Genomic DNA, 11,002 nt, shown 5'->3' with positions numbered 1-11,002 from the left:
ATGGCTTTGGCACGACGGCGACGAAAGTGGTTTGAGGGCCTTTGGGCTCAAGCTGAAATTGACCCAAGTCTGCACAAGTTCGGACTCGCTTGAAACATCGAAATCTCTAATGGATTATCTGGGTTTACTGATATTTTTAGGAGCTGGATGATGCAAAAAGAACAAAGCAAAAAGAAACGCTCGGCCCTGGTGCAGCAAAAGATTCAGGGCGACACCGGCGGCAATGCCTACGCGCCGCGCTTCAAGCAAGGGGCCACCATCGTGCCGCGCGCTTTCTACTTTGTGCAGCCTCAAGGCGCGTCGCTGGACGGCTTGACGGACCTGGCCGAACGCACGGTCAATCTGCGCACCCACCCGCTGGCGGTCGAGGGCGCCAAAAAACCGTGGGATGGCATCACCTTGACCGGCCCGATGCAGGGCAAATACCTGTTTCGCGCGGCGCTGGCGCGCAACGTGCTGCCGTTTGCGCTGGTCAACCCCCCGCTGATTGTCTTGCCGCTGGTGCAGGCCGATGACGTTGACAGCAAGGGCCAGCCTTTGCCAGGCAAGCTGCACTGGCAACTGCTGGATGCGCCTGAGTTGACGGCGCGTGGTGATTTGGAGACGGCGCGCTGGTTTGGCCAGTGTGAGCGGCTGTGGGACGAGCGGCGCAGTGTCAGTGCGAAGAAGCAAAACATGAGCGCCTACAACCGGCTCAATTTTCAGCGCGGTCTGACGGATCAGCCAATTGATGCGCAATGGGCAGTGATATTTAATCGCTCTGCAAAAGATGGAAATGCTTGTGTAGTCAATGTTCAGTCGTTTCAGCAGCGACTCATCGTCGACTTTGCGATGTACGCAAGCTTTATGTCTACTGAAGATGAAGCGCGATATTTGGAGTGTTACCTCAATTCGGGTTATGTAAACCGCGCAATCAAGGCCTTTCAAACGAGTGGAAATTTTGGAGAGCGTGATGTGACGAAAAAAATTCTCGAATTTCCCTGGCCTGAGTTTTCGCCCAACCTGCCATCCCACCGCCGTCTGGTGGCGCTGGGTCGGCAAGCTGCCCAAGCTGTGCAGGGCATTCTGGGCGTGCAGCAAGACCTGGAGCTTGACCCGCGCACCCTGGGCCGCTTGCGCACCCGCATTCGCAGCGAGTTGAAAGCCTTGATGGCACAAATTGACACGCTGGTTGAAGCCATCTCCACCGGTCAAGACCTGTTGGCGCTGGAGGCCTATAAAGATGAGTTTTTGACACGCCCGCGCCCAGTCGTTGCAGGCTTGCCCGCACAAGAAATCAGTGACTTTTTGCGTTCCGAGCGCGAAGGGTGGTCGCGCCGGGATGTGGTTTTGCACTTGCCCGCCGAGGGTGATTTGCAATGAGCGCACGCCACGCTTTGCTGCTCGACTCCAACGTCTGGAGTCATCTGATTCTGGGCCTGCCAGACAAGCAAGCCCGCGTGCTTGCGGGCTTGGGTGCGTTGCTGCAAAAGTACCCTGGTGCCACCTTGGCCACCAGCCAAATGTGCATTGCCGAGTGCATGGTGGGCGCACGGCGCTTGCCTGACCCGTTGCAGCGGCAAGCGGCGCAATCAGAGCTTGAACATGAGTTTTCCAAGCCTGACTTGGTGGTGGTGCAAGTCACGTCTCAAGTGCTGGATTGGGCTGCGACTTTGCGCGCTGACAGCTTGCGCCGCGTTACCACATTGGGTGGCCCCTTGCCTGGTGTGGATGGTGGCAAATTAAAGCTGCCCGACGCCGCCATTGCCGCCAGTTGCCTGGATTTCAGTCCCCCCGCTGTTTTGGTGACCGAAAACGTCGCCGATTTCCTTTATTTGGAAGACGGCGTTCAAAAAACGGTGGCTGGCCTCGTGGTTGAAAAAATAGGGTGAGATCGCACCAAGGCAGCGGGGTAACGCCAGGGTCATGGTAAATCAGCAGCTGTGCCTCGCGGCTGGTCGCCTCATAGGCCTGCTGCCCGCTTGTTCGGGTAAACGCCCGCCACACAGTGCGGCGCGAGTCGGTATCATTTCCGCCCGACCAGGCACACTCAAAAAGCCTGGCAACTTCCATCACACCGGAGACACACATGCAAAGAAGACACCTCATCGCCAGCGGCCTGGCGGCTGCCGTTTTACCCCAATGGGTGCAGGCGCAAGCGCTTGACAAACCCAAGGTGACGATTGCCGTGGGCGGCAAAAACCTGCTGTATTACCTGCCTTTGACCGTGGCCGAGCAGCTGGGTTATTTCAAGGCTGAAGGGCTAAACGTGACCATTGTGGACTTTGCGGGTGGCTCCAAAGCACTGCAAGCGGTGGTGGGTGGCAGTGCCGATGTGGTCTCGGGTGCGTTTGAGCACACCATCAACATGCAGTTCAAAGGCCAGCACATGCGTGCCTTTGTGCTGCAAGGTGCCGCGCCGCAGATTGTGCTGGGCATCAACCCCAAAACCATGCCTCACTTCAAAACGATAGCCGACCTGAAGGGCAAAAAAATTGGCGTGTCGGCGCCCGGCAGCTCGACCAATGTGATGGTCAACTTTGCCTTGGCCAAGGTGGGCTTGAAGCCCACCGATGTCAGCATCATTGGCGTGGGCACCGGCAACGGTGCGGTGGCAGCCATGCGCTCGGGCCAGATTGATGCCATGAGCAACCTCGATCCCGTCATCACGCTGCTGCAACGCTCGGGCGACCTGCGCATTGTGTCTGACACCCGCCAAGTGGCCGAATCGGAAAAAGTGTTTGGCGGCCCCATGCCCGCCGGTTGCCTGTACGCACCGCAAGCCTTTTTGGACAAGCACCCGGCCACTGCGCAAGCGTTGACCAACGCCATGGTGCGCGCTCTGAAGTGGGTTCAGGCTGCCGGTGCGGCAGACATCATCAAAGCCGTGCCAGACAGCTATTTGCTGGGCGACCGGGCGGTTTACATTGATGCGTTTTTGGCGGCCAAAAGTGCCTTGTCCCCCAACGGCATGATTCCTGACAAAGGGTCACAAACCGCCTTCAAGGCGCTGGCCAGTGTGGACGCCAAAATTGCCGCAGCCAAGCTGGACTTGAAAGCGGTCTACACCAACGACTTTGTCAAAGTGGCCAACGCCAAGTACCCCAAGGGCTAAGCCAGATGACCGCAGCGCTAGACCTGCAGGGTGTGGCCTGCACCTTTGTCAGCAAAGACCAACCCGGCCAGCGCTACACCGCGGTGCAAGACGTGAATCTGACGGTGGCTGCGGGCGAATTTGTCAGCGTGGTCGGGCCCACTGGCTGCGGCAAAAGTACGCTGCTGAATGTGGCCGCTGGGCTGTTGAACCCCAGCGTGGGCGCGGTACAGGTGTTTGGCCAGCCGCTGGCGGGCATCAACCGGCGCGCTGGCTACATGTTTCAGGCCGAGAGCCTGATGCCCTGGCGCACTGCGCAGGCCAATGTGGCCGCAGGCTTGCAGTTTCATGGTGTGCCGCAGGCGCAGGCCATGCAGCAGGCCAACGACTGGTTGCACCGTGTCGGCCTGGGTGGCTTTGGCGACCGTTACCCGCACCAGATGAGTGGCGGCATGCGCAAGCGCGTGAGCCTGGCGCAAACACTGGTGCTCGACCCCGACATCATCCTGATGGACGAGCCGTTCTCAGCGCTCGACATCCAAACCCGTCAGTTGATGGAAAACGAGTTGCTTGACCTGTGGCAGGCCAAAAAGAAAGCCGTGCTGTTCATCACCCACGACCTGGATGAAGCCATTGCTCTGAGTGACCGTGTGGTGGTGATGAGCGCCGGGCCGGGCAGTCACCCCATGGGCGACTTCACCATTGACATGGATCGCCCGCGCGATGTGGCCGAGATCAAGACCACGGCGCGTTTTCTGGCACTGCACACGGCCATTTGGGCGGTGTTGCGCGAGGAAGTGCTCAAAGGCTATGCGCAACAACTCAAGGTGGCTTAACCCCATGTGGAAACTGATTCAACCCAAAAACAGCAACCTGTGGCTCTGGCAGTTAAGCCTGCTGCTGGCGTTGGTGCTGTTTTGGCACCTGATGACCGCCCCCGGACTGCTGCCCAACTTCATGTTCAGCAACGACACGCAGGCGGCGTTCTTCTTTGGTGAACCATTCAGGGTGGCGCAGCGGGTGTGGGTCTGGTTTGTGACCGACGCTGACATTTATCAACACCTGGGGGTGACGCTGGCCGAGACGCTGATGGCATTTGCCATTGGTGCCGGGCTGGGGCTGGCCGGTGGGCTGTGGCTGGCGCTGGCGCCCATGGCCAGCGCCATGGCCGAGCCTTACATCAAGGCCATGAACGCCATGCCGCGCATCATCTTGGCACCCATTTTTTCAGTCTGGTTTGGGTTGGGCATGGGCTCCAAAGTGGCACTGGGCGTGACGCTGGTGTTTTTCATTGTGTTTTTCAATGTCTATCAGGGTGTCAAAGAAGTCAGCCCAGTGGTGCTTGCCAATGCCCGCATGCTGGGCGCCGATGCACGCCAACTGCTGCGCCACGTCTACCTGCCCAGCGCCACCAGTTGGGTGTTTTCCAGCTTGCACACCAGTGTGGGTTTGGCGTTTGTGGGGGCGGTGGTAGGCGAATATTTGGGCTCCAGCCAGGGCGTGGGCTACCTCATCTTGCAGGCTGAAGGCAGCTTTGACATCAACACCGTGATGGCTGGCATTGTGGTGCTGACGCTGTTTGCGCTGGTGCTCGATGGCCTGGTGGGGCGGGTTGAGCGCCGCTTGATGACCTGGAGCCCCAAAAATGGCGAAACTGAAAAGCTCTGACGCGCCAGCCATCACGGCCTGCCCCTGGCGTAGCTCTGCTCGCCTGGGTGTGGCGGCTCTGCCGGGTAGCCACAGGCTGTGGCTGGCATGGGCACTGTGTGGCGTGCTGGCTGGTTGCGCCAGCGCGCCGCGTCCGCCCAGCTTCGACCCCCGCCCGGTGGCGACTGTGCCACCTGAGTTTGCGGCACCTGCCAGCCCGCCAGTCAGTGGCCGCTTGTCGCCCGAGCAAGCCAATGACGTGACTCTTTCTGCCATCGGCCTGGTGGGCACGCCCTACCGTTATGGCGGCAACACCCCAGAGAGCGGGTTTGACTGCAGCGGCTTGATTGGCTATGTGTACCAAACCCGCGCCGCCATCAAGCCACCGCGCACCACCGCCGAGCTGACGTTTTGGGGGCAAAGCGTGCCCAGGGATCAGTTGCAAACCGGTGATCTGGTGCTGTTTGGCAAGTCAACCGTGGCCAACCATGCAGGTATTTACGTGGGCGGAGGCCGCTTTGTGCACGCGCCATCCACCGGCGGCACGGTGCGCCTGGAGCGCCTGGATACACGCCACTGGGCAGCGCAAAACCCACGCTTCAAACGGCCTTGATTTTTTAAGCAAAAATGGCCTGTAGCGCTTGTCAATAAAGCGTGAGTAGCTCTTTTTTATGTAGCATTTGCTGGCGCACTGACTTGCGCCACCACCGTGTCGTACAAGCCAATGTGTGACAAACCCGGGTGGCTCTCCAGCCCGGTGTAGCGCAGTGATGCGTCTTCATACCGCCTGAAAGCAAACACCGCCTGGTTCATCTGCTCGGTGTTGAACACCTTGAGCTGAACCAGCAGGTGAAAGTCTTGCACCGTTAAACCGGTCACGGTCAAAAACAGCTCGGGCTCCAGCTTTGTGATGACATCTTGCAGGGTGTTTTCCCGAAAATCCGTCAGGTACATGAACGCCGGAATGCGGGTGGCGAACTTGATCAACTTTTCTTGTACCAGTTTGCGTTTGGACTTGTATTCCTTTTCCTCAGCAGAAAGCTCTTTCTTCTCTTTTGCGGATAGCTCGCCTCCTTTGGCCTTGGTTTTGAGCGCTTTAACCTGCTCGCTTTTGTTGATGATGGTCTCAATCACGTTGTCACCCAGCGCGCGCCAGCCTTCAATGCGCGCCACCGCCGCCATGGCCTCGGGGCTGTCCATGATGCGGCGCAGCGTGCCGTTGTCCACATTCACCAGCAGCGCACTTTCCCACTTGCGCGCCAGCAGCGTGGCCGATGTGCCCGCCATGGCAATGTCCAGAATGCCGCCCGCATCGATCTGCGTCATGTGCGCGCCGTCAAACGCCAGCACCGGCAAAAAGGCCACCAGGTCGCGCACCGCGTGCTCGGGGTTGGACTCGTTTGGCTGCAACCCGATGCCGTATTCCGACAACTGGCGCAGCGCCCGTGTGGGGGCAAAGTCAAAGACAAAGCACACGGGTTTCAGGATGTCTTCCTCCAACGGGTTGTCGCCGTTGGGGTTTTTGATGACCCATGGCGACTGCACCCGAAACGCTGCCTGAAAGTAAGTCTCGGGCGACTTCAGGTTGCGCAGCATCAGCATGGACGACCAGGGTGCCACTGTCACGCCGGTGGTCAGCTTGCCGCAGCTCAGTGTGATGGTTTTGGTGTCAAACCCGCTGCCAATGGCTTTGCGCACGGGCGGCAGAGGTTCCAGACCGATGCCAGCCGTGGGACCTGCGGCCACCACCACCGTGTAGTCGTGCCAAAACGTGTTGTACCGCTTGGCCAGCAAGTTGGCCATGGCATGGCACGCGGCCACGTTGGGCAAAAACCAGAACGAATGCTGCAAATACGGCAGCAGCCGCGTGTCTGAATACGGAAACGGCGGGCGCGTGCCCACTTTGAGCAACTCAGCAGACTGCGCCGCGTAGTCCCCACGAATGATGTCCAGCCACTTTTGCACATCGCTCTGGTGCTTGAATGCTGCTGCCGCACCCGTGCCAGTGGCCTCAAAAAATGCGTTCAAGTCAAACTCGTCAAACTCGCCGCCACTGGCCACAGCCAGCAACTCGTCGGGCATTTGGTAGGTGAGCAGCCTCATTTGTGGCAGGGCGGCATACGGGTTGCGCTGGCCGGGGTGGTCTGTGGCAAACGCGGCTTTGGCACGCTGCTCGTCGGTGTAGGTCCAGTTGAAGATTTGCTCTTCAATGAACTCGCCCGTGGCCAGCGCCTTGAACGGCGTGCCCGACAGGTACAAATAAGCGCGCGTGGTGATGGGTAAAAAATCCGTCTCACGCTCACACAGCACACCCAGGTCTTCGTTCACACCGGCCAACGCACCGGCGTATTCCAGCTTGGTTTCTTTTTGCGCCACGTTGTCGTCTTCACCCTCAAACAGCTCTTTGGCGGTGTCGCGCCAAGCGCCAAAGTGGTATTCATCAAACACCACCAGGTCCCAATTCACGGTGTGCAGCCATTCGTTGCGTGGCTTGATGTTGCCTGCCGCGTCGTGCCCCAGCAGGTCTTGAAATGAGCCGAAATACACCACCGGCTTGGCCCGGTCGATCTGCGATGGGTCGCCCTCTGAAGTGCGCGACAGGTATTGCCAGCCGTCAAAGTCGGTGTGGTTTTCCAGGTCGGTCTTCCAGGCATCCTCCACCGCCGGTTTGAAGGTCAGCACCAGCACCCGCCGGGCTTCCAACTTTTTGGCCAACTGGTAGGTGGTGAAAGTTTTGCCGAAGCGCATCTTGGCGTTCCACAGAAAGCGTGGTGCAGCAAAGGCATCTTCAGCCCAGATGGATTGGTAGTAGTCAAACGTCTTGTTGACTGCATCCAACTGCTCGGCGCGCAGGCCAAAGGTTTCGTGGTGCATGCCGCTAAAGCGTTGGCCACTGCGCAGCTCGGCCAGCACCGTGTGCACATCGGCCACGCTGCAGCGCACCCATTCCAGTTGGGTGTTCTTGAACCCTTTTCTGACCAGCGCGGCGCGTACTTCATGGTCGGTAAAGATGGAACCGTCGTCGCGCCCGGCGTTTTCATCAAGTTCAATGGTGAAGTTTTGAATGGCCGCCGTCTTCAGCTGTTCGGCCAAGCGCTGGCGCACATCGCGCGTGGTTTGCCCCACTTTCAGCAACCCGGCGTGCGCCGCATCGGCGATGGAATAGGCGTAAATACGAGGCCGGAGCTCTGGCTTGGGCGCCAACACTTCGTCAATGCTGGGCTTATTCATCGGCGCTGTCAATTCAAACCGCCATCAACACACGCGTGTTGCCCCGTTGCGAACCGGTGGCTGGCCGTATCAAGAAATCAACGTCGTAGCCCAGTGTGTTGAAAAACTCCAACAGCTTTTCAGACGAAAAGTTATCTAACCGATAGTTCAGCAGGGCCGAAACATTGGGTTGCGCCAGCCCCAGCCGCGCCCCAATTTCTGATTGCTTCAAGTGCAGGGCCTTGATGCGCTCGTTCAGACGCATGGCCAGAACCAGCTTGGTTTTGAGTTCTTCCGGTTGCGCCAGCCCCAAGTCAGCAAACACATTGCCGCTGCTGCGCTCGAAGGTTGTGCCGTCCGTGTGGGTTTTAGCTGCTTTTTGCATAGTGCGCCTCGTGATGTTGTTGAGCGGCTTTGAGCCGTTGGTGAACCAGTTCGATGTCTGTTCTGGCGGTGCGTATGCCGCTGGGTGACTTCTTTTGAAAACAATGCAGCACATAGACCACAGTCGAAAACCGCACCGTGTAGATCGCGCGATACGCATTACCCTCGGCAGACTCCACTACCTCAAGCACACCCGCACCTTCGCCTTTCCAGGGTTTGACGGCTGGATGTTTGCCACCCAATTGGGCCACGCCCAGCGCGTACCCAAAAGCTCGCCGCACGTCTTCTGGAAAGTCCATCAAATCGCGTTTGGAGGAGCCTGTCCACTCAAGTATCTTTTCGATGATCATGGTTCATTTTATATACAAATGTATATGTTTTGGTTTGTCAATTTAAGCGCTAAAAATTCACAAAGCATGAGTGCCCGGTAGTGCGACCAGGTGAGCTGTGGCGCAAAGCCTTGCAGAGATTTGGTACCCACTGGGTAGCTTTTTCTGTGCAGCGACAAATCTCCACCCATCGGGTGGAGATTTGTGGAAGGTGAAGATTGGCTACCCGTCGGGTAGCCAATTGGTGTGCACCGGTCTGGATAGGTTTGAAAAAACTGCCTGAAGCTTTTCATGTTTGCCACCGAGAACCCTTGTCCATAGCGGTCTCTGAGTCGAATGGAGAGGTCGGCAACGATGCTTTTGCCATAAGCCGCCCGTTCCTCTCCACCCTGCACAGCTTGGACAATCTCGCGCCCAATCAGCCAGTAGGCCAGCACCATCTGGGTGTTGACGGCGCGCACGACATTGCCGCGCGCCTGGTCCAAGATGGCGGCCACGCGGCCAAACAGCGCATCGGGCTCGACGGCAACCAGCTGCTGCTTTGATTTGGGAACTGGTTTGGTTTTGGGGCTTGTTTTGCTCACAATGGCCTTTCGATGATGTTCCAGTGTCCGGTCTTGTCAGAGCCCACGCGCTGGATGCAGCCTTGCTCGCGCAGGGCTTTCAGGTGGCGTTTGATGGTTTTGTCAGAAACACCCAGCGCTAGCGCCATCTTTTGCGCCGTCGCGGCAGGGTTGGCGTGAATCAGGGTCAAAATTTTGTCTGTGACGGCATTTACAGGGACATTTACAGGGACATCCGCCACCGTCTGCACTGCCACATCAATGTATTTGTAAAGCGAATTGGCAATCGCATCCAGCATGAAGTCAATGAACGGACGGCAATCCACCGCCTGGTCAGCATGGGAATCCTGCAAGGCCTTGTAATACAGCGCCTGGTTGTGGTGCACCAGCGTCTCCATCGGCATCCAGGCAAACAGCGGATTCCATTGCGACAAGATCAGCGTCTGCCACAGCCGCCCGATACGGCCGTTGCCGTCGCGAAACGGGTGGATGTATTCCAGCCGGTAATGCACGGCAGAGCTTTTGATGAGCGGGTGCGCTGCGCTGGTTATGCCACACTCCAGCAGTTGCATCACCAGCGCAGGCACTTGCTTTGACAGCGCACCGCGATGCAACAGTGTGCCGTCGCTGCCCACCACCGCCACGCCGCTGGAGCGGAACTGGCCCGATTCGCCGATCAGCGACTCCGTCAAATGCGCGTGCGCGCGCAGCAAATCGTCCACCGACCAAGGGGCGTAGCCGGGCAACTCGTTGTAGGCGTGCCAGGCGTTTTGCACCTCCTGAATATCCTTGGGCGGCCCCCAGACCGGTTTGCCATTGATGACATCGGTCACCTGGCCCAAGGTGAGCTGATTGCCCTCGATGGCGGTGGAGGCGTGCACCGACAAAATGCGGTTGAGCTTGCGCAGGTGCAGCACATCGCCCGACTGCTCTTCGCTGATCTTGACGCGCTCCAGCAGGGCGTGAATGGCACCGATTTTTTCATGCCAACTGGGGGCTTCGGTGAAAAACCTTTCAAGCGGGGTCACGGGGTGCTCCGGGGTGGCATGATGGTGAGAATCTGCTGATGGGTTTAGTCATCGCTTTCGCTCATGGGCCTGATCATTTCGTTGATGAATGCAATTTCATTGTCTGTTATGCCGTATTTTTCATAGAGCAATTCATCTGTCCAAGTGTCATTCCATGCCTGCTGCGGAACCCATGTGTATGTTGATCTCAGCGCGTCTTGTGTTATTTTTCTCAATGACACTAGAAATCGAAAGAATCGTGTACGGTAGTAGCTAGCAAAGCTTTTTGCTTCACGATCCGATAGAAACGGTGCTACGACCAAATAGGTTTGGGTACATACCGATGGCGGCTCCGCAACTATTTCTCTTCCGAGAATTTGATGTGGGAAAGTTTCACCAGCGCCGTAGGCCTTAGGGACAAGAACCTTCCATGTATCAATTGCATCTAAGTTTTTCCGGATATCCGTACGTAGAACAAAGCCACTAGCACGCTTTCCTCGATTGACAAGGTGAAGTACCAACTTTCCAACACCCCCCTGCTCGGTCCATGCATCGAAGTTGGTCGCGATACCAAATGGTGTGTCGCCAGATACGAGGTCCATAACTGATGGTTCGTCTTTCGCAAGGACTTTCCGAAGTATGCTGAGCGCACGCTCATCACGAACTAACTGTCATGAATCCAAGCCGACGCCCCGGATGATGAAAGAAACTCTAGGGTGGAGGTGACGGGGTCGATGCCGAGAAAATTCTTTGGGAGCGAGCATCCCGATAACTAACTTGGCACGCCTA

At 57.8% G+C, this 11,002-nt stretch carries 12 protein-coding genes; 6 read left to right on the top strand and 6 right to left on the bottom strand.

Going from position 1 to position 11,002, the window contains the following annotated elements; translation table 11 throughout:
* Positions 1-150 precede the first annotated feature (150 nt).
* The 6 genes from PHT20_RS15425 (at position 151) to PHT20_RS15400 (ending at position 5,333) form a co-directional block, all read left to right on the top strand.
* Complete coding sequence (locus PHT20_RS15425) at positions 151-1,362, top strand: hypothetical protein (protein ID WP_301021214.1); 1,212 nt, start codon at positions 151-153, stop codon at positions 1,360-1,362.
* The gene (locus PHT20_RS15420; RefSeq protein ID WP_301021213.1) at positions 1,359-1,871 is read left to right on the top strand and encodes a type II toxin-antitoxin system VapC family toxin; all 513 of its coding nucleotides are present in this window, start codon (positions 1,359-1,361) and stop codon (positions 1,869-1,871) included. The genes PHT20_RS15425 and PHT20_RS15420 overlap by 4 nt, the downstream gene beginning before the upstream one ends.
* A 197-nt stretch (positions 1,872-2,068) precedes the next feature.
* Positions 2,069-3,094, top strand: a complete 1,026-nt coding sequence (locus tag PHT20_RS15415; RefSeq protein WP_301021212.1) for an ABC transporter substrate-binding protein — start codon at positions 2,069-2,071, stop codon at positions 3,092-3,094.
* A gap of 5 nt (positions 3,095-3,099) precedes the next feature.
* The gene (locus PHT20_RS15410) at positions 3,100-3,909 is read left to right on the top strand and encodes an ABC transporter ATP-binding protein (RefSeq protein ID WP_301021211.1); all 810 of its coding nucleotides are present in this window, start codon (positions 3,100-3,102) and stop codon (positions 3,907-3,909) included.
* 4 nt (positions 3,910-3,913) lie between these two features.
* The gene (locus PHT20_RS15405) at positions 3,914-4,741 is read left to right on the top strand and encodes an ABC transporter permease (protein WP_301021210.1); all 828 of its coding nucleotides are present in this window, start codon (positions 3,914-3,916) and stop codon (positions 4,739-4,741) included.
* Positions 4,719-5,333, top strand: a complete 615-nt coding sequence (locus PHT20_RS15400) for a C40 family peptidase (protein ID WP_301021209.1) — start codon at positions 4,719-4,721, stop codon at positions 5,331-5,333. Before PHT20_RS15405 ends, PHT20_RS15400 begins: the two co-directional genes overlap by 23 nt.
* A gap of 56 nt (positions 5,334-5,389) precedes the next feature.
* Here PHT20_RS15400 and PHT20_RS15395 read toward each other — a convergent pair whose 3' ends face one another.
* The 6 genes from PHT20_RS15395 to PHT20_RS15370 all read right to left on the bottom strand — a co-directional run bounded on the left by PHT20_RS15395 (position 5,390) and on the right by PHT20_RS15370 (position 10,815).
* Positions 5,390-7,951 (bottom strand): DEAD/DEAH box helicase family protein, encoded by a 2,562-nt coding sequence (locus tag PHT20_RS15395; RefSeq protein WP_301021208.1) that lies wholly within the window; start codon positions 7,949-7,951, stop codon positions 5,390-5,392.
* Between the two features lie 13 nt (positions 7,952-7,964).
* Complete coding sequence (locus tag PHT20_RS15390; RefSeq protein ID WP_301021207.1) at positions 7,965-8,315, bottom strand: helix-turn-helix transcriptional regulator; 351 nt, start codon at positions 8,313-8,315, stop codon at positions 7,965-7,967.
* Complete coding sequence (locus PHT20_RS15385; RefSeq protein WP_301021206.1) at positions 8,299-8,664, bottom strand: type II toxin-antitoxin system RelE/ParE family toxin; 366 nt, start codon at positions 8,662-8,664, stop codon at positions 8,299-8,301. Before PHT20_RS15385 ends, PHT20_RS15390 begins: the two co-directional genes overlap by 17 nt.
* A gap of 8 nt (positions 8,665-8,672) precedes the next feature.
* Positions 8,673-9,083, bottom strand: coding sequence for a DUF1016 N-terminal domain-containing protein (locus PHT20_RS16780; RefSeq protein ID WP_366520943.1), 411 nt, complete (start codon positions 9,081-9,083; stop codon positions 8,673-8,675).
* A 140-nt stretch (positions 9,084-9,223) separates the two neighbouring features.
* Positions 9,224-10,234 carry a Fic family protein gene (locus PHT20_RS15375; RefSeq protein ID WP_301021204.1) on the bottom strand — a complete coding sequence of 337 codons (1,011 nt, stop codon included), beginning with the start codon at positions 10,232-10,234 and terminating at the stop codon, positions 9,224-9,226.
* 44 nt (positions 10,235-10,278) lie between these two features.
* Complete coding sequence (locus PHT20_RS15370; protein WP_301021203.1) at positions 10,279-10,815, bottom strand: hypothetical protein; 537 nt, start codon at positions 10,813-10,815, stop codon at positions 10,279-10,281.
* Positions 10,816-11,002 lie beyond the last annotated feature (187 nt).

Origin of the sequence: Rhodoferax sp. (genome assembly GCF_028715765.1) — a bacterium.
Classification (GTDB): Bacteria; Pseudomonadota; Gammaproteobacteria; order Burkholderiales; family Burkholderiaceae_C; genus Rhodoferax.
This window is presented reverse-complemented; position numbering and strand designations above follow the sequence as displayed.